The organism is Pseudomonas sp. OF001 (genome assembly GCF_904426495.1).
Taxonomy (GTDB): domain Bacteria; phylum Pseudomonadota; class Gammaproteobacteria; order Pseudomonadales; family Pseudomonadaceae; genus Geopseudomonas.
The window spans coordinates 217,593-240,903 of record NZ_CAJGBM010000001.1 but is presented as its reverse complement, the minus strand read 5'-3'; the positions used below and the strand labels follow the sequence as shown (position 1 = coordinate 240,903).

Here is a 23,311-nt window from a genome sequence, read left to right as displayed (position 1 = left end):
TCCTCAGATCCACAGCTTCTTGATATTGCGGCCACCGTAGAGCACGTTGACCATCGCGCGAGTCACGTAGATCGCGGTGAACATGGAGGTCAGGATGCCCAGCGACATGGTCACGGCGAAGCCCTTGATCGGACCGGTGCCCATGGCGAACAGGATGGCGCCGACCAGCAGGGTGGTCAGGTTGCCGTCGAGGATCGCGCTGAACGCCCGATCGAAGCCCTCGTGGATGGCACGCTGGATGGCCATGCCGTTGGCGATCTCCTCGCGGATGCGCGAGAAGATCAGCACGTTGGCGTCCACCGCCATGCCCATGGTCAGCACGATGCCGGCGATGCCGGGCAGGGTCAGGGTAGCGCCGAGCAGCGACATCAGCGCCAGCAGCACCACCATGTTGAAGCCCAGCGCCACGGTGGCGAGGATGCCGAAGAACTTGTAGATGGCGAGGATGAACAGGGCAACGAACAGGAAGCCCCACAGCGAGGCCTGGATGCCCAGCTCGATGTTCTCGGCACCCAGGCTCGGGCCGATAGTGCGCTCCTCGGCGAAGTACATCGGCGCGGCCAGGCCGCCGGCGCGCAGCAGCAGGGCCAGCTCGGAGGACTCGCCCGGACCGTCGAGGCCGGTGATGCGGAAGCTGTTGCCGAGCGCCGACTGGATGGTCGCCAGGCTGATCACCTGCTTCTCCTCCTTGAAGGCGGAAACCGGCACTTCCTTCTCCACACCGTCGACCATCTGCTTGACGTAGCGGGTCACCGGCTTCTGCTCGATGAACACCACCGCCATGCTGCGGCCGACGTTGTTGCGGGTGGCGCGGTTCATCAGCTCGCCGCCGTGGCCGTCGAGGCGGATGTTAACCTGCGGCCGGCCGTTCTCGTCGAAGCTGGCCTGGGCGTCGGTGACCTGGTCGCCGGTGATGATCACGCTGCGTTCGAGCTGGACCGGCGGACGACCCTCCTGGCGGAAGTCGAAGGATTCGGTGCTGGCGCGCGGGGCGTCGGCCTCGGCAGCCAGGCGGAACTCGAGGTTGGCGGTCTTGCCGAGGATGCGCTTGGCTTCGGCGGTATCCTGCACGCCCGGCAGCTCGACGACGATGCGGTTGGCGCCCTGGCGCTGTACCAGCGGCTCGGCGACGCCCAGCTCGTTGACCCGGTTGCGCACGGTGGTGAGGTTCTGCTTGATCGAGTACTCGCGGATTTCCGCCAGCTTGGCCTGGGTCAGCGCCAGACGCAGCACCTGCAGGCCGTTGCGCTCGCTGCGCTGCACGTCGAAGTCCGGGAAGTCCTTGCGGATCACCCGCTCGGCCTGCTCCACGGCGGCGGCGTCGCTGAAGCCGAGCTGAATGGCGCCGTCCTGCTGCGGCAGCGAACGGTAGCGCTGGCGCTCCTTGCGCAACAGGCTCTTCACCTCGCCCTCGTAGACCTTCATACGCGCGCTGACGGCCTTGTCCATGTCCACTTCGAGGAGGAAGTGCACGCCACCGGAGAGGTCCAGGCCCAGCTTCATCGGGCTGGCGCCCAGGCTGCGCAGCCAGTCGGGGGTGGTCTGCGCCAGGTTCAGCGCCACCACGTAGTCGTCGCCGAGAGCGCGGCGCACCACGTCCTTGGCCGGCAGCTGGTCTTCCTGGCGAGTCAGGCGCAGCAGCGCCCCCTTGTCGCCGAGACTGCTGGCCTTGACCGCAATGCCGGCGTCCTTGAGCGCCTGCTCGGCGCGGGCGACATCGGCCTGCTCGATCTTCAGCGCGGTGCTGGCGCCGGTGAGCTGGATGGCCGGATCGTCGGGATACAGGTTGGGCGCGGAATAGATGAAGCCGATCCCGAGCACCACGAGGATCAGCAGATATTTCCACAGGGGATACTTGTTGAGCATGACACAGCCCGTTTGCAACACGGGGCACCTTGCGTGCCCCGTGAATTTAGGAAGGAGGAAAACTCAGATCGCCTTCAGAGTGCCCTTGGGCAGGGTGGCGGCAATGGCCATCTTCTGGAACTTCAGCTCGACGCTGTCGGAAACCTCGAGCACCACGAAGTCGTCGGCGACCTTGACCACCTTGCCGGCGATGCCGCCGGAGGTTACCACCTCGTCACCCTTCTGCAGGCCGGCGAGCAGGTTCTTGTGCTCCTTGGCGCGCTTGGCCTGGGGACGCCAGATCAGCAGGTAGAAGATGACCACGAAGCCGGCCAGCATCAGGAACTGCATGTACTCGCCACCCGGCGGGGCTCCGGCCGGAGCGGCATCGGCGGCGTGGGCGGCGGCGATCAGAAAGCTCATGTACTACTCCTGTAGCAAGATCTGCAAAAGGGTGGAAATCAGTCCAGCGGCGGAACCGGCAGGCCGCGTCGCGCATAGAAGTCGGCGACAAAGGCGGCCAATGTACCTTGGGCGATGGCATCGCGTAAACCGGCCATCAGGCGCTGATAATGTCGCAAGTTGTGAATGGTATTCAGCATGCTACCCAGCATTTCGCCGCATTTATCCAGATGATGCAGGTAGGCGCGGGAGAAATTGCGACAGGTGTAGCAGTCGCAGGCCGGATCCAGCGGCGCGTCGTCCTGCTTGTGCACGGCGTTGCGGATCTTGATCACCCCGGTCTCGGTGAACAGGTGGCCGTTGCGCGCGTTGCGCGTCGGCATCACGCAGTCGAACATGTCGACGCCGCGGCGCACGCCCTCGACCAGATCCTCGGGCTTGCCGACGCCCATCAGGTAGCGCGGCTTGTCGGCCGGCAGCTGCGGGGGCAGGAAGTCGAGGATGCGGATCATGTCCTCCTTGGGCTCGCCCACCGACAGGCCGCCGATGGCCAGACCGTCGAAGCCGATCTCCAAGAGGCCTTCCAGCGAGCGCAGGCGCAGCTCCTCGTGCATGCCGCCCTGGACGATGCCGAACAGCGCCGAGGGGTTGCCCTCGTGGGCGTTCTTCGAGCGCTTGGCCCAGCGCAGCGACAGCTCCATGGACTTGCGGGCGGTGTCGAAGTCGGCGGGGTACGGCGTGCATTCGTCGAAGATCATCACGATGTCCGAGCCCAGCTCGCGCTGCACCTGCATCGACTCCTCGGGCCCCATGAACACCTTGGCGCCGTCCACCGGCGAGGCGAAGTACACGCCCTCCTCCTTGATCTTGCGCATCGCGCCCAGGCTGAACACCTGGAAGCCGCCGGAGTCGGTGAGGATCGGCCCGTGCCACTGCATGAAGTCGTGCAGATCGCCGTGCTTCTTGATCACCTCGGTGCCCGGGCGCAGCCACAGGTGGAAGGTGTTGCCGAGGATGATCTGCGCGCCGATCGCCTCGACGTCGCGCGGCAGCATGCCCTTGACCGTACCGTAGGTGCCGACCGGCATGAACGCCGGGGTTTCGACCACCCCGCGAGGGAAGGTCAGGCGGCCGCGACGGGCCTTGCCGTCGGTGGCCAGCAGCTCGAAGGACATGTGGCTCATGGGGTTTCCTCGGGGCCGCGCGGGGCGGGATTGCGGGTGATGAACATGGCGTCGCCGTAGCTGAAGAAGCGGTAGCCCTCTTCCACCGCCGCGCGGTAGGCGGCCATGGTCTCGGGGTAGCCGGCGAAGGCCGACACCAGCATCAGCAGGGTCGACTCGGGCAGGTGGAAATTGGTGACCAGGGCGTCGACCACGTGGAACGGCCGCCCGGGGTAGAGAAAGATGTCGGTGTCGCCGGAAAACGCCTTCAGCTCGCCATCACGCGCCGCGGATTCCAGCGAGCGCACGCTGGTGGTGCCCACCGCGATCACCCGGCCGCCGCGCGCCCGGCAGGCGTTCACCGCATCCACCACGTCCTGGCCGACCTGCAGCCACTCGCTGTGCATGTGGTGGTCCTCGATGCGCTCGACGCGTACCGGCTGGAAGGTGCCAGCGCCGACGTGCAGGGTGACGAAGGCGGTGTCCACGCCCTTTTCGCGGATCGCGGCGAGCAGACCATCGTCGAAGTGCAGGCCGGCGGTGGGCGCGGCCACCGCACCGGCCTTGCCCTTGTCGGAGTAGACGGTCTGGTAGCGCTCGCGGTCGGCGTCCTCGTCGGGGCGGTCGATGTACGGCGGCAACGGCATGTGGCCCACGCGCTCGAGCAGCACCAGCACCGGCTCGGCGAAGCGCAGCTCGAACAGCGCGTCGTGGCGGGCGAGCATCTCGGCCTCGCCGCCGCCGTCGATGTGGATCAGGCTGCCCGGCTTGGGCGACTTGCTGGCACGCACATGGGCCAGCACGCGCCGCTCGTCGAGCAGGCGCTCGACGAGGATCTCCAGGCGACCGCCGGAGGCCTTCTGGCCGAACAGCCGCGCCGGGATCACCCGGGTGTCGTTGAACACCATCAGGTCGCCGGGACGCAGGTAGTCCAGCAGGTCGGGGAACTGGCGGTGGCGGATCTCGCCGCTCGGGCCGTCCAGCACCAGCAGGCGGCTGGCGCGGCGCTCGGCCAGCGGGTGGCGCGCGATCAGCCGGTCGGGAAGCTCGAAATGGAAGTCTGCAACACGCATCGGGGGACTCTCGAAAGGCCGCACAGCTTACCGGAAATGCCCCCGGCCCGCCACGCACCGGGGCCGTGCCAGAGCGCGCAAAGCCCCCTACTTAGCGAGGGTTTTGATTCGACTAAAGAAGAACGGCAGCTGCAAACCCCGCATGTCAGGATAACGACATCCCTGATCAGTCCATGTTCCACAAGAACGCCGGGCACCCCAACCATAAAAAGTTAACTTGAGGTGACCCACGCGTGCGCGTGGCTCCCTCGCGACACGATTTCAGGAGCCCCAATGTCCGCCCGCAACATTCTGGTGATCAACTGCGGCAGCTCGTCCATCAAGTTCGCCCTGGTGAACGAAGCGCAGAGCAGCTTCCCGCTGCAGGGCCTGGCCGAACGCCTCGGCAGCCCGGAAGCCGTCATCCACTTCGAGAGCGCCGCCGACAAGGAGAGCGTGAACGTTCCGGATGCCGACCACCAGGCCGCCCTCGCGCAGATCCTGCCGCGCGTCGAGGAGGCCGCCGGCGGCCATCTGGACGGCATCGGCCATCGCGTGGTGCACGGCGGCGAGAAGTTCTTCGCCTCCACCCTGCTCAACGACAGCACCCTGGCCGGCATCGAGGCCAACATCCAGCTGGCGCCGCTGCACAACCCGGCCAACCTGAGCGGCATCCACGCGGCGATCAACCTGTTCCCCGAACTGCCGCAGGTCGGCGTGTTCGACACCGCCTTCCACCAGAGCATGCCGGCGCACGCCTATCGCTACGCGGTGCCGGAGTTCCTCTACACAGAGCACGGCGTGCGCCGCTACGGCTTCCACGGCACCAGCCACCGCTACGTCAGCAAGCGCGCCGCCGAGCTGGCCGGCCTGCCGGTGGAGAACAGCAGCTGGCTGGTCGCCCACCTGGGCAACGGCTGCTCGACCTGCGCGGTGGTCAACGGCGAAAGCCGCGACACCAGCATGGGCCTGACCCCGCTGGAAGGCCTGGTGATGGGCACCCGCAGCGGCGACGTCGACCCCAGCCTGCACAACTTCCTGCACAACACCCTGGGCTGGGACCTGGCCAAGATCGACGCCATGCTCAACAAGGAAAGCGGCCTGAAGGGCCTGTCCGGCCTGTCCAACGACATGCGCACCCTGGCCGAAGCCCGCCAGGCCGGCCACCCGGGCGCCGTGCTGGCCTTCGAGGTGTTCTGCTACCGCCTGGCCAAGTCGCTGGCCGCCATGTCCTGCGCCCTGCCGCAGCTGGACGGTCTGGTGTTCACCGGCGGCATCGGCGAGAACTCCGCCGCCGTGCGCGAGCGCACCCTGGACCACCTCAAGGTGTTCCGCTTCAAGGTCGACGCCGAGGCCAATGCCCGCTGCACCCGCGGCGTGGCCGGCGAGATCCAGGCCGAGGGCAGCCCGCGCATCATGGTCGTGCCGACCAACGAGGAGCGCCAGATCGCCCTCGACACCCTCGCCCTGCTCGACGCCTGAGCCCGAGCGACTCCGTATGCCGAGCGGAGACTGAGCAAGCGCCGAAACCCGACTGCCTCCCGGCGTCGGGTTTCGTCTTGCTGGCCCCGCCCGAACCCGCCTTCTAGAGTCTGAGCACCCAGCTCCCCCAAGGAGAAACCATGCACACTCTGTTCCTCGCTCCCACCGGCTTCGGCGGTGGTCTCAACTCCGTCAGCCTCGGCCTGATCCGCGCCCTCGAGCAGGCCGGCCTGAAGGTCGGCTTCTTCAAGCCGATCGCCCAGCCCTTCCCGATCGACCAGGGCCAGGAGCGCTCCTGCCTGCTGGTCGAGCGCACCCTGAACCTCGCCAGCCCCGAACCGCTGCCGCTGGCCCAGGTCGAGCGCCAGCTGGCCGACGGCGAGCTGGACCTGCTGCTCGAGGAAGTGGTCAAGCGCTTCCAGCAGGCCGCCGCCGGCAAGGACGTGGTGATCGTCGAGGGCATGGTGCCGACCCGCGACTCCGACTACACCGCACGCATCAACGCCCAGTTGGCCAAGAGCCTCGACGCCGAAGTGATCCTGGTCGCCGCCCAGGGCAGCGAGAGCCTCAAGCAGCTGGCCGAGCGCATCGAGATCCAGGCCCAGCTGTTCGGTGGCGCCCGTGATCCCAAGGTGCTCGGCACCATCCTCAACAAGGTCAACAGCGACGAGGGCGTGCCGGTCTTCGTCGAGGCGCTCAAGCAGCAGCTGCCGCTGCTCGGCAGCGAGACCTTCCAGCTGCTCGGCGCCGTGCCGTTCAACGCCGAACTCAACGCCCTGCGCACCAGCGACATCGCCGGAGCCCTCGGCGCCCGCGTGCTGAGCGCCGGCGAAGCCGCCCAGCGCCGCGTGCAGAAGATCATCCTGGCCGCCCGCACCGTGCCGAACATGACCCACCTGCTGCAGCCGGGCGTGCTGGTGGTCACCCCGGGCGATCGCGACGACATCATCCTCGCCGCCTGCCTGGCCGCGCTGAACGGCGTCAAGCTGGCCGGCCTGCTGCTGACCGGCGACTTCGGCCCGGACCAGCGCATCCTCGACCTGTGCAAGGCGGCGCTGGACAGTGGCCTGCCGGTGCTCAGTGTCGGTACCGGCTCGTTCGAGACCGCCAGCAACCTGTCCGGCCTCAACAAGGAAACCCCGGCCGACGACATCGAGCGCGCCAGCCGCGTCACCGAGTTCGTCGCCCAGCACCTGCACCCGGAGTTCCTGCACACCCGCTGCAGCCTGCCGCGCGAGCTGCGCATGTCGCCGGCGGCGTTCCGCTACCAGCTGGTCAAGCGCGCCCAGGACGCCGACAAGCGCATCGTCCTGCCCGAGGGCGACGAGCCGCGCACCGTGCGCGCCGCGGCGATCTGCCAGGAGCGCGGCATCGCCCGCTGCGTGCTGCTGGCCAAGCCCGAGGCCGTCGAGGCGGTGGCCCGCGAGCAGGGCATCGTCCTGCCGGCCGGCCTCGAGATCCTCGATCCGGAGGTGATCGCCGAGCAGTACGTCGCGCCGATGTGCGAACTGCGCAAGTCCAAAGGCCTCACTCCCGAGCAGGCCCGCGAGCAGCTCAAGGACACCGTGGTGATCGGCACCATGATGCTGGCCCTCGACGAGGTCGACGGCCTGGTCTCCGGCGCGGTGCACACCACCGCCAACACCATCCGCCCGGCCCTGCAGCTGATCAAGACCGCGCCGGGCTACAACCTGGTGTCCTCGGTGTTCTTCATGCTGCTGCCCGACCAGGTGCTGGTCTACGGCGACTGCGCGGTGAACCCCAACCCGAGCGCCACCGAGCTGGCCGAGATCGCCCTGCAGAGCGCCGAGTCCGCCGTGGCCCTGGGCGTCAACCCTCGCGTGGCGATGATCAGCTACTCCACCGGCAGCTCCGGCGCCGGCGCCGAGGTGGAGAAGGTCGCCGAAGCCACCCGCATCGCCCAGGAGCGCGCCCCGCAGCTGCCGATCGACGGCCCGCTGCAGTACGACGCCGCCTCGGTGCTCAGCGTCGGCAAGCAGAAGGCGCCGAACAGCAAGGTCGCAGGGCAGGCCACCGTGTTCGTGTTCCCCGACCTGAACACCGGTAACACCACCTACAAGGCGGTGCAGCGCAACGCCAACTGCCTGAGCGTCGGCCCGATGCTGCAGGGCCTGGCCAAGCCGGTGAACGACCTGTCGCGCGGCGCGCTGGTGGACGACATCGTCTTCACCATCGCCCTGACCGCCCTGCAGGCCGCCAGCCAGGCCGCGCAGAAGGCCGCCGCCCAGGGCGAGCTGATCGAGGCCTGATCCGCCCCGACCGGCGGAGCCCGGGGTTGGCGCAACGGTCGATTGACCGCCCGTCGCGCCAACCCTATACTCCGCGGCCATTGCCTCGATGGCGGAATCGGTAGACGCAGCGGATTCAAAATCCGCCGCTGGCGACAGCGTAAGAGTTCGAGTCTCTTTCGAGGCACCACATAGTGAAGAAACCCGCTCAGGCGGGTTTTTTTACGCCTGAAATCCTTGCAAGCGAGCCTGCCATGCCCAAACACCAGCTGCGCCCGCAGGGCGATTTCCCCCGCGCCGGCCTGATCCGCCGCCTGGCCGCGATGTTCTACGACTTCCTGCTCTGCGTGGCGCTGATCATGGTGGTCGGCCTGATCTACCAGCAGGGCATCCTGCGCCTGGTCTATGGCAGCGAGCAGTTGCTGGCCCTGTCGCAGGCCGGTGCGCTGGACAACGACCCGATCCTCGGCAGCCTGCTGCTGATCACCCTGTTCGCCTTCTTCGCCAAGTTCTGGACCCACAACGGTCAGACCCTCGGCATGCAGGTGTGGGGCGTGCGCATCCAGAACCGCGACGGCAGCGCCATCGACCTGTGGCAGGCGCTGCTGCGCTTCTTCATCGCCATCGGCTCCTGGCTGCCCTGCGGCCTCGGCTACCTGTGGATGCTGTGGGACAAGGACCAGCTGACCTGGCACGACCGCTACTCGGAAAGCGTGGTGGTGCAGTTGCCCAAGCGCAAGAAGACCTGAGCACGGGACGCTAGACTGCCAGCACGCCCCGGCCGCTCCACGGCGCTGCGGGCGCGCCGGGAGGCTCCGTCATGCACCGTTCGCCGTCCTGGCTGCTCGCGCCGGGGCTGATCCTGCTCAGTGCCTGCGCGCAGCAGCCGCCCGTCCCCGCCGACAGCTGCGCGGCACTGTTCGCCGCCTTCCACGCCGCCACCGCCGCCAACCGCGACACCCAACAGCACCGCCTCGCCGCCTTCCCCGGCCTGCGCAGCGACCGCCTGCTGGCGGCCCTCGGCCCCGCGGCCGCCACGCCCGCCGCGCGCCGGCTGTGGCTGCAGCGCCTGGCCGCCAACGACCGCGAGGCCAGCGCCATCGAGCGCGGCAACCTGCCCGCCGCGCAACGCGGCGCGCTGCCGGACGAAGCCGGACTGGAGGCCTGCCGCCGCCGGCAGGTCGAGCGCCTGGCCGCCGACCGCCCGGCCTTCGCCCACGCCGTCGAGGCCGCCCGGGTGCCGGCGAACTACCGCGGCTGGGCCCGGGTCCTCGGCCTCTACCCGCTGGCCCGCCCCTTCTACCGCCGGGCGATCGCCGCCTGGCAGGGCGAGGCGCTGGCGCAGCAGGCACCGACCGACAGCCCGCGCTGGCGGGCCTACCGGCCCCCGGCAGACGTGACGCCGGCCGGGCCGCCAGCGCTCGACGACGATGCCCTCGGCCTGCCGCAGGCCAGCCCCACGCAACTGGCCGCGCTGTTCGCCCGCCATGCGCCGCAACTGCGCATTGAGCAGCGCAGCGCCGCCGACCGCCCCGGCACGCCGCGCTTCGCCGCCGACGGACGGCGCACCTTCGCCACGCAGCCCACTGCCTACCGCCAGCACACCTGGAGCCGGCTCGACGGCCGCTGGCACCTGCAGCTGGTCTACCAGTGGTGGTTCCGCGAGCGTCCCGCCCGTGGCGCGCTGGACATCTACGCCGGCGAACTGGACGGCCTGCTGTGGCGGGTGACCCTGGACGCGCGGGGCAACGCGCTGCTCTACGACGCCATCCACCCCTGCGGCTGCTGGCACGCCCTGTTCCTGCCCGCCGACTCGCCGCTGCGCTTCCGCCAGCCGGCGAATGCCGAGCAGCGCCTGGCCCGTCGCCTCGCCGTGGACGGGCGGCAGGCGCCGACCCTGTGGCTGCGCGGCGGCGACCATGCCCTGCTGTGGGTGGACGGCCGCGACTCGCCGTGGCCGGCCGACGGCTACCGCTTCGCCGCCCTCGACGAGCTGCGCCGCCTGCCGCATCCCGACGGCCGGCGCAGCCTCTACGGCCCCGACGGCCTGGTGCCCGGCAGCCAGCGCCTGGAGCGCTGGCTGCTGTGGCCCTCGGGAGTGATCTCGCCGGGTGCCATGCGCCAGTGGGGGCGGCATGCCACGGCCTTCGTCGGCCAGGCGCACTTCGACGACCCCGACCTGCTCGGGCGCTATTTCACGCTGCCGAAATGAACGGGGCCGGCAAGTGCCGGCCCCGGGGGTAACGCCTGCGCGATCAGCCCGCCCGCCTGAGCAGCCAGACGCCGGCCAGCGCGCAGATCCCCGCCGGCACCAGCACCGCAACCAGCGGCGAGAAGCCGAACACCAGGCTGGACGGGCCGAGCAGATCCTGGGCGATGCGGAACACGAAGCCGACCAGCACGCCGGTGAAGATGCGCTGGCCGAGGGTCACCGAGCGCAGCGGGCCGAAGATGAAGGAGATCGCCAGCAGCACCAGGCTGATCGTCACCAGCGGCTGCAGCACCTTGGTCCAGAAGGCCAGCCAGTAGCGGGCATTGTTCAGGCCCTGCTCGCCGAGGTAGCTGGTATAGCGCCACAGCCCGGTCAGCGGCAGGGCCTCCGGCGCGACCGACACTGTGCCGAGCAGCTGCGGCGTGAGCTCGACGTCCCAGCGTTCGCTGGGGCTCTTCACCACCTCGCTGCGATCCTCGTGCAACAGGGTGGTGGACACGTTCTCCAGCTGCCAGTGGTCGCCCTGGTAATGCGCCCGGCGCGCGAAGCTGGCGCTGAGCAGGCGCCGCTCGCCGTCGAAGCGGTAGCGGGTGACGCCGAACAGCACGCCGCTCGGCTGCACAGCGTTGATGTGCACGTACTCGTCGCCCTGGCGGTGCCACAGGCCGCGCTTGGTGGTCTGCGCCGCGCCGCCACCCTGGGCCAAAGAGCGGCCGCTCTCGGCCTGCTCCTGGGTCCAGGGCACCACGTACTCACCGATCAGCAGGCCGGCCAGCATCAGCACCAGCAGCGGCTTCATCACCGCCCAGACGATGCGTCCCAGCGACACCCCGGCGGCGCGCATGACCGTTAGCTCGCTGCTGCTGGCCAGGGTACCGAGGCCGATCAGGCAACCGACCAGGGCCGCCATCGGCAGCAGTTCGTAGAGCCGCGCCGGCGAGCTGTAGAGCACGAAGCGCGCCGCCTCGGCGACGCCATAGTCAGCATGCAGGTCGCCCAGTTCGTCGATGAAGGCAAACAACAGGGCCAGACCGACGAGCACCCCCAGCACGGCGAGAGTGCTGACGAACACACTGCGGCCAATGTAGCGATCCAGGCGGGTCACGGGCGACTCTCCTTCAGGGCGCGGCGCGCCTTCCACTTGAGCCGCAGCGGCTCCCAATACAGCAGCAGCAGGCCGATGGCGAGAAACATGCCGTGCACCCACCACAGGCCGAGCCACATCGGCAGGCGGCCCTTGTCGAGCTGGCCGCGCATGGAGATCAGCAGGGCCAGATAGGCCATGTACAGGAGGATCGCCGGCAGCAACTTGAGGAAGCGCCCCTGCCGGGGGTTGGCCCGAGCCAGCGACACCGCCAGCACGGCGACCACGAACGCCAGCAACGGCAGCGACAGGCGCCACTGCAGCTCGGCCTGCAGACGCGGGTTATCGCTGCCGAACAGGGTCGCGGTGGGGATCCCGTCGCGCTCGGTCAGTTCGCCGGCCACCTCGGGCTTGGGCAGCAGCACGCCATAGCGGTCGTACTGGATCGCCCGGTAGTCGGCCTGCCCCGGCTGGCCGTCGTAACGGTAGCCGTTCTCGAGGATCAGGTAGCGACTGCCGTCGGGACGAATCTCCTGGTAGCCCTTCTCGGCCACCAGCATGCTGATGCCGCGCTGCTTGTCGCCGTCGCGCGACAGGCGCAGTTCGGTGATGAACACCCCACCCAGTTCGCGGCCGTCCTCGGACAGGCGCTCGGTGTAGGTCACCCGCGAGCCGCTTCTCAGGGCCTGGAAGCGCCCCGGCACTAGGGTATCGAACTCGGTGAGGGCATCCTGGCTGTTGATGACCTGCTCGGAACGGGCGACACCCAGCGGCGCCAGCGACAGGCTGAGCCAGGCCACCACCGCGGCGACCAGCGCGGCCGGCGCCAGGGTATAGACCATCAGGCGCTGGCGGCTCATCCCGGAGGCGGCCAGCACGGTCATTTCCGACTCGAGATACAGACGGCCGTAGGCAAGCAGGATGCCGAGGAACAGGCCCAGCGGCAGGATCAGTTGCAGGAAGCCCGGCAGGCGGTAGCCCATGATCAGGAACAGCACACCCGGATCGAGCGCGCCCTGGGCGGCCTGAGCGAGGTACTTGATGAAGCGGCCGCTCATGGTGATCACCAGCAGCACGGCGCTCACCGCGCTGAGGGTCACCAGCACTTCGCGGAACAGATATCGGAAGATGATCAAACCGGGACTACTCCAGGGTTGTCAGGCTCGGGCGGCAACGCTCAAACTAGCCGCCAGCCGCGCCGGCCGCGGAGGCATTGCGCCCGATGAAGTAAAGTAGGCCGGCATTATCCTGCAATACCGCCTGTTTGTCTTGGGGACCCCCGTCCATGCAATTCCTGGTCAAGAGCGCTCGTCCGGAAACCCTGAAAACCGCCACCCTGGTGCTCGCCGTGGGCGAGGGCCGCAAGCTCGGCGCCGCAGCCCGCGCCGTCGACGCCGCCAGCGATGGCGCCCTGAGCGCCCTGCTCAAGCGCGGCGACCTCGCCGGCAAGCCCGGCCAGACCCTGCTGCTGCACAACCTGCCGGGGGTCAAGGCCGAACGTGTGCTGCTGGTCGGCTGCGGCAAGGAGCGCGAACTCTCCGACCGCAACTACCGCAAGGTAGTTTCCGCCACCCTCGCCGTGCTCAAGACCCTGGGCGGCAGCGACGCCGTGCTGACCCTCGGCGAACTGATGGTCAAGGGCCGCGACCTGTACGCCCGCACCCGCCTGCTGGTGGAAGTGCTGGCCGACGGCCGCTACCTGTTCGACCGCTTCAAGAGCGAGAAGGCCGATGCCCCGGCGCTGAAGAAGATCACCCTGCTGGTCGAGGACACCGAGATCGCCGAGACCGAGCGCGGCGCCGCCCACGCCCAGGCCATCGCCAACGGCATGGCACTGACCCGCGATCTGGGCAACCTGCCGCCCAACCTGTGCCATCCGAGCTTCCTCGCCGAGGAAGCCAAGGCGCTGGCCAAGCAGCACAAGAACCTCAAGGTCGAAGTGCTCGACGAGAAGAAGCTCAGGGAACTGGGCATGGGCGCCTTCCTCGCCGTCGCCCAGGGCAGCGACCAGCCGCCGCGGCTGATCGTCCTCGAATACAGGGGCGGCAAGAAGGACGAGGCGCCCTATGCGCTGGTCGGCAAGGGCATCACCTTCGACACCGGCGGCATCAGCCTCAAGCCGGGCCTGGGCATGGACGAGATGAAGTACGACATGTGCGGCGCCGCCAGCGTGCTCGGCACCTTCCGCGCCCTGGTCGAGATGCAGCTGCCGATCAACGTGGTGGGCCTGCTGGCCTGCGCCGAGAACATGCCCAGCGGCGGCGCCACCCGCCCCGGCGACATCGTCACCACCATGAGCGGGCAGACCGTGGAGATCCTCAACACCGACGCCGAAGGCCGCCTGGTGCTGTGCGACACCCTGACCTACGCCGAACGCTTCAAGCCGCAGGCGGTGATCGACATCGCCACTCTCACCGGCGCCTGCATCGTCGCCCTCGGCAGCCAGACCTCCGGCCTGCTGGGCAACCACGACGGTCTGATCAAGCAGATCCTCAAGGCCGGCGAGACGGCCGCCGACCGCGCCTGGCAGCTGCCGCTGTTCGACGAATACCAGGAGCAGCTGGACAGCCCGTTCGCCGACATCGCCAACATCGGCGGGCCCAAGGCCGGCACCATCACCGCCGCCTGCTTCCTGTCGCGCTTCGCCAAGCAGTTCCACTGGGCGCACCTGGACATCGCCGGCACCGCCTGGATCAGCGGCGGCAAGGAGAAGGGCGCCACCGGCCGCCCGGTGCCGCTGCTCAGCCAGTTCCTCCTCGACCGCTGCAAGGCCTGAGCGAATCCGGCCGGCACGCCTGACGTGCCGGCCGGCGCCGAGCGATGAAACGCATCGACTTCTACATCCTGCCGGGCAACGACGCCGGAGCACGGCTGACCTACGCCTGCCGCCTGGCCGCCAAGGCCTGGCGCGAGGGGCACCGCATCTACCTCAACTGCCAGGACCAGGCCCAGGCCGAGGCGCTCGACCAACGCCTGTGGCGCTTCAGCGCCGCCAGCTTCGTGCCGCACCAGCTGGCCGATGCCGGCAGCGATGCGCCGCTGCTGCTGGCCTGGGGCGCCGACGCCGGCGGCCAGCAGAGCCTGCTGATCAACCTGGCCAGCACTGTGCCGGCGTTCTTCGAGCGCTTCGCACGCATCGCCGAGGTGGTCGACCAGGACCCGCAGACCCGCGACGCCCTGCGCGCCAGTTACCGCTTCTACCGCGAACGCGGCTATGCTCCCCAGCACCTGCACCTGTAATGCGCGAGCCGCCGATGGACACTCCGCCCAAGCCCACCCATCTGCCCGACTGGGCCAGTGACGAACTGCCGCTGCTGACCGAAACGGTCGACGAACCGGCCATCCCGCTGCTGTCCGACCCGCTGCCCGAGACGCCGCTGCTCCGCGAGCCGGCGCTCCGGGAGCCGGCGCTCCGCGAGCCGCTGCTCCGCGAGCCGCAGCTCGCCGAACCGCCGGAGTCGCTGCCGCCAGCTGCCGGGCGCGAGCAGCCCCTGCCGACACTACGCCCCGCCGGCGATGCCCTCAGGCACGAGCCGCTGGCGCAGATCGAGCGCGAACTGCACGCCGCGGCGCAACTGATCATGCAGGAAGTGATCGACGACTACATGCTGCAGATCGAGGCCGAGCTGCACCGCCGACTGGAAGAGCACCTGGCCAGCATCCTGCGCGCAGGAAGGCGCTGAGCGGGGCCAATCCCCCCCAGCCCCCCTTTTGCAAAGGGGGGAGTGGGTCCGGTGGGTTGCTGATGCTCTGCTGGACACCGGCCCGCCAAACATCACCAGACCATCCCCCCCTTTGCAAAAGGGGGGTCAGGGGGGATTCCGCTCCGCCCTACGCCCCCGCAACGATCCCCGTTATACTTCGCGGTTTTCCGATCAGCCGCCGCAGGGGTCCCGCCGCGCATGGACAAGACTTACCAACCCCACGAAATCGAATCCCGCTGGTACGCCGAGTGGGAGGCGAAGAACTACTTCGCGCCGCAAGGCTCCGGCGAGTCCTACACCATCGCCCTGCCGCCGCCCAACGTCACCGGCAGCCTGCACATGGGCCACGGCTTCAACAACGCGATCATGGACGCGCTGATCCGCTTCCGCCGCATGCAGGGCCGCAACACCCTGTGGCAGCCGGGCACCGACCACGCCGGCATCGCCACCCAGATGGTGGTGGAGCGCCAGCTGGCCGCGCAGAACCTGTCGCGCCACGACCTCGGCCGCGACAAGTTCCTCGAAAAGGTCTGGGAGTGGAAGGAAGAGTCCGGCGGCACCATCACCCGGCAGATCCGTCGCCTCGGCTCCTCGGTGGACTGGTCGCGCGAGCGCTTCACCATGGACGAGGGCCTTTCCGAAGCGGTCAAGGAAGCCTTCGTGCGCCTGCACGAGGACGGCCTGATCTACCGCGGCAAGCGCCTGGTCAACTGGGACACCAAGCTGCACACGGCGATCTCCGATCTGGAAGTGGAGAACCACGACGAGAAGGGCTCGCTGTGGAACCTGCGCTACCCGCTGGCCGACGGCGAGAAGACCGCCGAGGGCCTCGACTACCTGATCGTCGCCACCACCCGTCCGGAAACCATGCTCGGCGACTCTGCCGTGGCGGTGAACCCCAATGACGAGCGCTACCAGGCGCTGATCGGCAAGTTCGTCGAGCTGCCGTTGGTCGGCCGGCGCATCCCGATCATCGGCGACGACTACTGCGATCCCGAGTTCGGCACCGGCTGCGTGAAGATCACCCCGGCCCACGACTTCAACGACTACGAAGTCGGCAAGCGCCACCACCTGCCGCTGATCAACATCCTCGACAAGGACGCGGCGATCCTCGCCAAAGCCCAGGTGTTCAACCTCGACGGCAGCGTCAATAGCGATTTCGACGCCAGCCTGCCGGCGCAGTTCGCCGGGCTGGACCGTTTCGAGGCGCGCAAGCAGATCGTCGCCGCCTTCGACGCCCTCGGCCTGCTCGAGAAGATCGACGACCACGCGCTGAAAGTGCCCAAGGGCGACCGCTCCGGCACCGTCATCGAGCCGTGGCTGACCGACCAGTGGTACGTCTCCACCAAGCCGCTGGCCGAGAAGGCCATCGCCGCGGTGGAAGACGGCTCCATCCAGTTCGTGCCCAAGCAGTACGAGAACATGTACTTCTCCTGGATGCGCGACATCCAGGACTGGTGCATCAGCCGCCAGCTGTGGTGGGGCCACCGCATTCCGGCCTGGTACGACGAAGCTGGCAACGTCTACGTCGGCCGCGACGAGGCGGAGGTGCGCGCCAGGCACAACCTGGGCGACATCGCCCTGCGCCAGGACGACGACGTGCTGGACACCTGGTTCAGCTCGGGCCTGTGGACCTTCTCCACCCTCGGCTGGCCGGAGCAGACCGACTTCCTGAAGACCTTCCACCCCACCGACGTGCTGGTCACCGGCTTCGACATCATCTTCTTCTGGGTCGCCCGGATGATCATGATGAGCCTGCACCTGACCGGGCAGATCCCGTTCAAGACCGTCTACGTCCACGGCCTGGTACGCGACAGCCAGGGCCACAAGATGTCCAAGTCCAAGGGCAACGTGCTCGACCCGCTGGACATCGTCGACGGCATCGACCTGGAAACCCTGGTGGCCAAGCGCACCAGCGGCATGATGCAGCCCAAGCTGGCCGAGAAGATCGCCAAGCAGACCCGCGCCGAGTTCCCCGAGGGCATCGCCAGCTACGGCACCGACGCGCTGCGCTTCACCTTCTGCTCGCTGGCCTCCACCGGCCGCGACATCAAGTTCGACATGGGCCGCGTCGAGGGCTACCGCAACTTCTGCAACAAGCTGTGGAACGCCACCAACTTCGTGCTGGAGAACACCGACGGCAAGGACTGCGGCGCCAATGACGAACCCGTCGAGCTGTCGCCGGTGGACCGCTGGATCATCTCCGCCCTGCAGCGCTGCGAGCAGGACGTCACCCGCCACCTCGACCAGTTCCGCTTCGACCTGGCCGCCCAGTCCCTCTACGAGTTCGTCTGGGACGAGTACTGCGCCTGGTACCTGGAGCTGGTCAAGCCGGTGCTGTGGGACGAAACCGCCAGCGTCGAACGCCAGCGCGGCACCCGCCGCACCCTGGTGCGCGTGCTGGAGGTCATCCTGCGCCTGGCCCACCCGTTCATGCCGTTCATCACCGAGGAGATCTGGCAGCGCATCAAGGCCCTGGCCGGCAAGGAAGGCCCGACCCTGATGCTGCAGCCCTGGCCGGTGGCCGCAGAGGAGCGCATCGACGCGGCGGCCGAGGCCGACATCGCCTGGGTCAAGGACTTCATGCTCGGCGTGCGGCAGATCCGCGGCGAGATGAAGATCTCCATGGCCAAGCGCATCGACGTGGTGCTGGCCAACGCCAGCGACGAGGACCAGCGCCGCCTGGCCGCCTTCGAGCCCCTGATCGCCAAGCTGGCCAAACTCGAGTCGGTGCGCGTGCTGCAGGCTTCCGAGGAAGCGCCGCTGGCCGCCACCGCGCTGGTCGGCGACATGCAGGTGCTGGTGCCGATGGCCGGGCTGATCGACAAGGACGCCGAGCTGGCGCGCCTGGACAAGGAGCTGGCGCGCCTGGAAGGCGAGGTCAAGCGCGTCGGCGGCAAGCTGGCCAACGAGGGCTTCGTCGCCAAGGCGCCGGCCGAGGTGCTCGACAAGGAGCGCGCCAAGCTGGCCGAGGCCGAGCAGGCGCTGGCCAAGCTGGCCGAGCAGCGCGCGCGCATCGCCGCCCTCTAAACCGCGCCTCCCGAAAAAGGCCCGCCACCGTCAGGTGCCGGGCCTTTTTTCCGCCTGCTGCGACAGAGCGGCGCTTTTCAGCGCCGCCCGGGATCAGGCATGCTCCGCCGCCAGTTGCGAAAAAGCTCCAAACAACAATCCGTCCACTGACCCACCGGAAGCCCGCCCATGTACGCCTGGATGGCCCTGATCTTCATCGTCGGCTACCTCTGCATCGCCCTCGAACACCCGCTGAAAATCGACAAGGCCGCCTCGGCCATCCTCACCGCCGTGCTGTGCTGGACCGCCCTGGTGATGGGCGCCGACAGCATCCTGCCCGCCGCCGAGGCGGCCGGCCACGGCGTGGTCGGCGAACTGCGCCACCACCTCGGCGAGATCGCCGAGATCCTGTTCTTCCTGCTCGGCGCCATGACCATCGTCGAGCTGATCGACTCCCACGAGGGCTTCAAGGTCATCACCGACCGCATCCAGACCCGCAAGCGCGTGCACCTGCTGTGGATCGTCAGCCTGATCACCTTCTTCCTGTCCTCGGTGCTCGACAACCTGACCACCACCATCGTCATGGTCTCGCTGCTGCGCAAGCTGGTGCGCGGCCGCCCCGAGCGCTGGCTGTACGTCGGCATGGTGGTGATCGCCGCCAACGCCGGCGGCGCCTGGTCGCCGATCGGCGACGTGACCACCACCATGCTGTGGATCGGCAACCAGATCAGCGCCTCCGGGGTGATCACCGGCCTGTTCCTGCCCAGCCTGGTGTGCCTGCTGGTGCCGCTGCTGGTGCTCAGCTTCCGCCTCAAGGGCGAGGCGCCGCGGCCGCGGCCGCGCGAGACCGTCGAGGGCCGGCGCAACCCGACCACCGACTTCGAGCGCAACCTGGTGCTGGCCCTCGGCCTCGGCTCGCTGCTGTTCGTGCCGGTGTTCAAGACCGTCACCCACCTGCCGCCGTACATGGGCATCCTGTTCGGCCTCGGCGTGCTCTGGGTGGTCACCGAGGTGCTGCACCGCGGCAAGAACGCCGAGGACAAGCACCCGCTGTCGGTGGTCGGCGTGTTGCGCAAGGTCGACACGCCCAGCGTGCTGTTCTTCCTCGGCATCCTGCTTGCCGTGTCCAGCCTGGCCACCGCCGGCCACCTGACCCAGGTCGCCACCCTGCTGCGCGATGCGCTGGGCAACGTCTACGCCATCAACTATGCCATCGGCCTGCTCTCGGCGGTGGTCGACAACGTGCCGCTGGTGGCCGGTGCGATGAAGATGTACCCGCTGGCCAGCCCCGAGGCGGTAGCTGCCGCCAGTGCCGCGGACCGCGCCTGGCTCGGCCTGTTCGTGGTCGACGGCACCTTCTGGGAGATGCTTGCCTACTGCGCCGGCACCGGCGGCAGCAGCCTGATCATCGGCTCGGCGGCCGGCGTCGCGGCCATGGGCATGGAGAAGATCAGCTTCGTCTGGTACCTCAAGCGCGTCAGCCTGCTGGCCTTCCTCGGCTACAGCGCCGGCGCCGCCACCTACCTCGCCATGCTGGCGCTCGGCTGAGGAGCACGCCCATGGAACTCAGCAAGACCCGCAGCAGCTTCTACCGCCGCCTGTACGTGGCCTGGCTGATCGACAGCGGCACCGCCACCAGCGTGCCGGCGCTGATGGCCGCCACCGGCATGCCGCGGCGCACCGCCCAGGACACCCTGGCGGCGCTGGCCGAACTGGACATCGACTGCACCTTCGAGCAGGAGGCCGGCGAACGCCACAACGCCGGCCGCTACGCGATCCGCGACTGGGGGCCGATCGACCGCGACTGGGTCGCCGCCCAGTTGCCGCGCCTGAAGAGCGTGCTGGGCTACCCGTGAGCATGAATCTGCAGCTGTGGCTGGTCCTCGACCTGCTGCTGCTCGCCGTGCTGCTGTTCGTGCGCAACCGCCCACGCATGGACGCCGTGGGCCTGCTGATGCTGGTCGCCCTGCCGCTGAGCGGCGTGCTGGAGATCGGCGAGGCGCTGCGCGGCTTCGCCGATCCGGCGGTGGTGCTGATCGCCGCCATGTTCGTGGTCGGCGAAGCGCTGGTGCGCACCGGCATCGCCTACCGCCTCGGCGAATGGCTGAGCCGCCGCGCCGGCGCCAGCGAGGCGCGCCTGCTGGTGCTGCTGATGCTCTGCGTGGCCGGCCTCGGCTCGCTGATGAGCTCCACGGGGGTGGTCGCTCTGTTCATTCCGGTGGTGCTGAGCATCGCCGCCCGCCAGCGGATCGCCCCGGGCCGGCTGCTGATGCCGCTGGCCTTCGCCGGACTGATCAGCGGCATGCTCACCCTGGTCGCCACCCCGCCCAACCTGGTGGTGCACGGCGAACTGCTGCGCGCCGGCCACGCCGGCTTCTCCTTCCTCAGCTTCACCCCCATCGGCCTGGCCGTCCTCGCCCTCGGCATCGGCTACCTGCTGCTGGTGCGCCGCTGGCTGGGCGGCGCCGGCAGCGAGACGGACAGCGGCGAGCCGCGCAGCAGCATCGCCGAGCTGGTGCACGACTACCACCTGCGCGGCCGCGAACGGCGCCTGCGCCTGCGCCACGACTCGCCGCTGGCCGGCCAGGCGCTGGACGGCCTGCATCTGCGCAAGCGGCACGGCATCAACGTGATCGGCATCGAACGCCAGCGCCCGTTCGGCCGCGAGCTGCTGCCCGCCAGCGCCGACAGCGAGCTGCGCGGCGGCGACCTGCTGCTGGTCGATCTGGTCAGCCCGGCCATCGCCGCGGCCGGCGAGTACCGCGACCTCGGCCTCGAGCCGGTCGCCCTGTCGACCTCCTACTACGCCGAGCACGCCCGCGAGCTGGGCCTGGCCGAGGTGGTGCTGCCGCCGGAGTCGCGGCTGCCCGGCCGGACCATCCAGGAGCTGGGCTTTCGCAGCCGCCACCGGCTCAACGTGATCGGCCTGCGCCGCAACCGCCAGGCGCTGGAAGGCCTGCTGGTCGACGAGACGCTCAAGCCCGCCGACACCCTGCTGGTGGCTGGCAAGTGGAAGGACATCCGCCGCCTGCAGGGCCTCAGCCGCGACTTCCTGGTGCTCGGCCTGCCGGCCGAGGTGGACGAGGTGGCGCCGGCGCAGAGCCGCGCGCCGCACGCCCTGTTCAGCCTCGCCGTGATGGTGGCGCTGATGGTCAGCGGCCTGCTGCCCAACGTGCTGGCCGCGCTGCTCGGCTGCCTGCTGCTCGGCGCCTTCCGCTGCATCGACCTCGACGGCGCCTACCGCGCCATCCACTGGCCGAGCCTGCTGCTGATCGTCGGCATGCTGCCGTTCGCCCTCGCCCTGCAGAAGACCGGCGGCATCGACCTGGCGGTGCAGGGCCTGCTCGCCGTGCTCGGCGACGCCGGGCCGCGGGCGATCCTCGCCATCCTCTTCGCGGTCACCGCGCTGGTCGGCCTGTTCATCTCCAACACGGCCACCGCGGTGCTGATGGCGCCGGTGGCCATCGCCTGCGCCGAGGCGCTCGGCGCCGCCCCGGCGCCCTTCGCCATGACCGTGGCGCTGGCCGCCTCGGCGGCGTTCATGACGCCGATCTCCTCGCCGGTCAACACCCTGGTGCTCGGCCCCGGCGAGTACCGCTTCGCCGACTTCGTGCGCATCGGCGTGCCCTTCACCCTGCTGGTGATGGCGGTCAGCGTGCTGCTGGTGCCCTGGCTGTTCCCGTTCTGAGCAGCCAGCGCGGGCGCTGTCGGCCTGCTCTCTGCTACCCTCGCGTCGACAAGCGCAGCCAAGGGAGGTGCAATGGCTATCGAATGGTGGCACTGGGTGATCGGCGGCATCCTGCTGATCCTGCTGGAACTGGCGATTCCCGCCTTCTTCGTGATCTGGTTCGGCCTCGGCGCCCTGCTGGTGGCCGGTGTCGTCCTGCTCGCCGGCGAGCTGCCGCTGAGCGGCCAGCTGCTGCTGTGGATCCTCGCCTCGCTGGCCATGGTGGTGCTCTGGTTCCGGGTGTTCAGCCCGCGCCGGCACCGGACCCTGGTCGGCACCGCCGACGGCGAGGTGATCGGCGAGGTGGGCCTGCTGGTCGGCGCCGTGGCGCCCTTCCAGCGCGGCAGGGTGCGCTTCCAGCGGCCGATCCTCGGCGCCGAGGAGTGGGCCTGCATGGCCGAGTCGGACATCCCGGCCGGCGAGCGGGTGAAAGTGGTATCCATCGAAGGCAGCTACCTCAAGGTAGCCAGGGCCTGATCACGAGAGCAGCAAGGAGAACTACATGAGTGCAGGATTGGCCATCAGCATCGCCCTGCTGGTATTCGTCGTCATCACCATCGCCAAGGGCGTGCGCCTGGTCGCCCAGGGCGAGGAATGGATCGTCGAGCGCCTCGGCAAGTACCACAGCACCCTGCGCCCGGGGCTGAACATCCTCATCCCCTACCTGGACAGGGTCGCCTACAAGCTGGTGACCAAGGACATCATCCTCGACGTGCAGGAGCAGGAGGTGATCACCCGCGACAACGCGGTGATCCTCACCAACGCCATCGCCTTCGTGAAGGTCACCGACCCGGTCAAGGCGGTCTACGGGGTCACCGACTTCTCCGAGGCGATCCGCAACCTGATCATGACCACCCTGCGCTCGATCGTCGGCGAGATGGAACTGGACGAGGCGCTGTCCTCGCGCGACAAGATCAAGGCGCGCCTGCGCGAGAGCATCGCCGACGAGGCGGTGGACTGGGGCCTGACCGTCAAGTCGGTGGAGATCCAGGACATCAAGCCCTCGGAGTCGATGCAGCGCGCCATGGAGATGCAGGCCGCCGCCGAGCGCGAGCGCAAGGCCGCGGTGACCAAGGCCGAGGGCGAGAAGCAGGCGGCGATCCTCGAGGCCGAGGCGCGCCTGGAGTCGGCCAAGCGCGACGCCAGCGCCCAGGTGATGCTCGCCGAGGCCTCCGCCGAGGCGATCCGCCGGGTCACCAGCGCAGTCGGCAACGAGCCCGGGCCGATGATGTACCTGCTCGGCGAGAAGTACGTCGCCTCGCTGGAGAAGCTCGGCGCAAGCAACAACGCCAAGGTGGTGCTGATGCCCGCCGACCTGCAGGAAACCCTGCGCGGCCTGCTCGGCAAGCTGGGCGGACGCTGAGGGCCGCACGCCTCCGGCG

19 protein-coding genes and 1 tRNA gene are annotated in these 23,311 nt (G+C 69.0%); 14 read left to right on the top strand and 6 right to left on the bottom strand.

The window, feature by feature from the left end; genetic code table 11:
• Window positions 1-3 precede the first annotated feature (3 nt).
• The 4 genes from secD to queA all read right to left on the bottom strand — a co-directional run bounded on the left by secD (window position 4) and on the right by queA (window position 4,483).
• Window positions 4-1,866, bottom strand: a complete 1,863-nt coding sequence (secD, locus tag RA210_RS01020; RefSeq protein WP_201485123.1) for a protein translocase subunit SecD — start codon at window positions 1,864-1,866, stop codon at window positions 4-6.
• A gap of 63 nt (window positions 1,867-1,929) precedes the next feature.
• Window positions 1,930-2,268, bottom strand: a complete 339-nt coding sequence (gene yajC, locus RA210_RS01015; protein ID WP_136490923.1) for a preprotein translocase subunit YajC — start codon at window positions 2,266-2,268, stop codon at window positions 1,930-1,932.
• Between the two features lie 38 nt (window positions 2,269-2,306).
• Entirely contained in the window at window positions 2,307-3,422 is a 1,116-nt protein-coding gene (gene tgt / locus RA210_RS01010; protein WP_136490940.1) for a tRNA guanosine(34) transglycosylase Tgt, read from the bottom strand.
• A gap of 5 nt (window positions 3,423-3,427) precedes the next feature.
• Window positions 3,428-4,483 (bottom strand): tRNA preQ1(34) S-adenosylmethionine ribosyltransferase-isomerase QueA, encoded by a 1,056-nt coding sequence (gene queA / locus RA210_RS01005; RefSeq protein ID WP_201485122.1) that lies wholly within the window; start codon window positions 4,481-4,483, stop codon window positions 3,428-3,430.
• A gap of 273 nt (window positions 4,484-4,756) precedes the next feature.
• On the opposite strand from queA, the gene RA210_RS01000 reads away from it, so the two are divergent.
• From RA210_RS01000 to RA210_RS00980, 5 genes are all read left to right on the top strand, one after another.
• Window positions 4,757-5,944: an acetate kinase gene (locus RA210_RS01000; RefSeq protein WP_201485121.1), complete on the top strand. Its 1,188-nt coding sequence runs from the start codon at window positions 4,757-4,759 to the stop codon at window positions 5,942-5,944.
• Window positions 5,945-6,084: 140 nt separating this feature from the next.
• Entirely contained in the window at window positions 6,085-8,214 is a 2,130-nt protein-coding gene (gene pta / locus RA210_RS00995) for a phosphate acetyltransferase (protein WP_136490920.1), read from the top strand.
• A gap of 82 nt (window positions 8,215-8,296) precedes the next feature.
• Window positions 8,297-8,383: transfer RNA gene (locus RA210_RS00990), tRNA-Leu, on the top strand.
• Window positions 8,384-8,447: 64 nt separating this feature from the next.
• Window positions 8,448-8,942, top strand: a complete 495-nt coding sequence (locus tag RA210_RS00985; RefSeq protein WP_136490919.1) for an RDD family protein — start codon at window positions 8,448-8,450, stop codon at window positions 8,940-8,942.
• 71 nt (window positions 8,943-9,013) lie between these two features.
• On the top strand, window positions 9,014-10,405 hold the full coding sequence (locus RA210_RS00980; protein ID WP_201485120.1) for a hypothetical protein: 1,392 nt from the start codon (window positions 9,014-9,016) through the stop codon (window positions 10,403-10,405).
• Window positions 10,406-10,448: 43 nt separating this feature from the next.
• Here RA210_RS00980 and lptG read toward each other — a convergent pair whose 3' ends face one another.
• The gene (gene lptG, locus RA210_RS00975; RefSeq protein WP_136490672.1) at window positions 10,449-11,510 is read right to left on the bottom strand and encodes an LPS export ABC transporter permease LptG; all 1,062 of its coding nucleotides are present in this window, start codon (window positions 11,508-11,510) and stop codon (window positions 10,449-10,451) included.
• The gene (gene lptF / locus RA210_RS00970) at window positions 11,507-12,625 is read right to left on the bottom strand and encodes an LPS export ABC transporter permease LptF (RefSeq protein WP_136490673.1); all 1,119 of its coding nucleotides are present in this window, start codon (window positions 12,623-12,625) and stop codon (window positions 11,507-11,509) included. The genes lptG and lptF overlap by 4 nt, the downstream gene beginning before the upstream one ends.
• 149 nt (window positions 12,626-12,774) lie before the next feature.
• On the opposite strand from lptF, the gene RA210_RS00965 reads away from it, so the two are divergent.
• The 9 genes from RA210_RS00965 (at window position 12,775) to RA210_RS00925 (ending at window position 23,292) form a co-directional block, all read left to right on the top strand.
• Entirely contained in the window at window positions 12,775-14,265 is a 1,491-nt protein-coding gene (locus RA210_RS00965) for a leucyl aminopeptidase (protein ID WP_136490674.1), read from the top strand.
• A 44-nt stretch (window positions 14,266-14,309) separates the two neighbouring features.
• The gene (locus RA210_RS00960) at window positions 14,310-14,729 is read left to right on the top strand and encodes a DNA polymerase III subunit chi (protein ID WP_201485119.1); all 420 of its coding nucleotides are present in this window, start codon (window positions 14,310-14,312) and stop codon (window positions 14,727-14,729) included.
• 14 nt (window positions 14,730-14,743) lie between these two features.
• A complete protein-coding gene (locus tag RA210_RS00955; RefSeq protein ID WP_201485118.1) occupies window positions 14,744-15,172 on the top strand; it encodes a DNA polymerase III subunit chi in 429 nt (142 codons plus the stop codon).
• A gap of 219 nt (window positions 15,173-15,391) precedes the next feature.
• Window positions 15,392-18,223, top strand: coding sequence for a valine--tRNA ligase (locus RA210_RS00950; RefSeq protein WP_201485117.1), 2,832 nt, complete (start codon window positions 15,392-15,394; stop codon window positions 18,221-18,223).
• Window positions 18,224-18,391: 168 nt separating this feature from the next.
• A complete protein-coding gene (gene nhaD / locus RA210_RS00945; protein ID WP_201485116.1) occupies window positions 18,392-19,750 on the top strand; it encodes a sodium:proton antiporter NhaD in 1,359 nt (452 codons plus the stop codon).
• A gap of 11 nt (window positions 19,751-19,761) precedes the next feature.
• On the top strand, window positions 19,762-20,058 hold the full coding sequence (locus RA210_RS00940) for a winged helix-turn-helix domain-containing protein (protein WP_201485115.1): 297 nt from the start codon (window positions 19,762-19,764) through the stop codon (window positions 20,056-20,058).
• A gap of 2 nt (window positions 20,059-20,060) precedes the next feature.
• Complete coding sequence (locus RA210_RS00935) at window positions 20,061-21,890, top strand: SLC13 family permease (RefSeq protein ID WP_201485268.1); 1,830 nt, start codon at window positions 20,061-20,063, stop codon at window positions 21,888-21,890.
• A 72-nt stretch (window positions 21,891-21,962) separates the two neighbouring features.
• Window positions 21,963-22,406, top strand: coding sequence for an NfeD family protein (locus RA210_RS00930; protein WP_201485114.1), 444 nt, complete (start codon window positions 21,963-21,965; stop codon window positions 22,404-22,406).
• A 25-nt stretch (window positions 22,407-22,431) separates the two neighbouring features.
• Window positions 22,432-23,292, top strand: a complete 861-nt coding sequence (locus RA210_RS00925; protein ID WP_201485113.1) for an SPFH domain-containing protein — start codon at window positions 22,432-22,434, stop codon at window positions 23,290-23,292.
• The last annotated feature ends 19 nt before the right edge of the window (window positions 23,293-23,311 follow it).